Annotated in this window: 1 protein-coding gene; it reads left to right on the forward strand. The window is 46.7% G+C overall.

The annotated features are described in order from the left end of the window. Window positions 1-576, forward strand: a 576-nt coding sequence (locus R8O11_RS29885; protein WP_318195214.1) for a pyruvate formate lyase family protein, incomplete at both ends; no start/stop codon positions are given.

Consider the following 576-nt stretch of genomic DNA (forward strand, 5'->3'; position numbering starts at 1 on the left):
ACAACCGAACTTGAGTGTTCGCTATCATGAATGTCTGAATCAAGAGTTCTTGATGGGCTGTATTGAAGTGATCAAATGCGGATTCGGTATGCCTGCATTCAACAACGATGAAATCGTCATTCCAGAGTTCATCAAGCTAGGTGTCGAGAAAGAAGATGCTTACAACTATGCGTCTATTGGCTGTATTGAAACCGCTGTTCCAGGCAAATGGGGTTACCGTTGCACGGGCATGAGCTTTATTAATTTTGCGCGTATTTTACTGGCGGCGCTTAACGAAGGTGTGGATGCAACGACGGGCAAAGCCTTCTTGCCGCATGATAAGTCGCTAGCAAAAGGCAACTTCGAGAGTTTTGATCAAGTCACCGCTTCTTGGGCGGAGCAAATTCGCTACTACACACGTAAATCGATTGAGATCGATACCGTAGTCGACAGCGTGCTTGAGCAGCAAGCGCAAGATATTTTCTGCTCATCGCTGGTGAATGACTGTTTGGCGCGTGGTAAAACAGTAAAAGAAGGCGGAGCGAAATACGATTGGGTATCTGGACTGCAAGTGGGTATCGCCAATTTGGGTAACAG

The sequence above is a fragment of the Vibrio sp. 1288 genome, assembly GCF_033344475.1.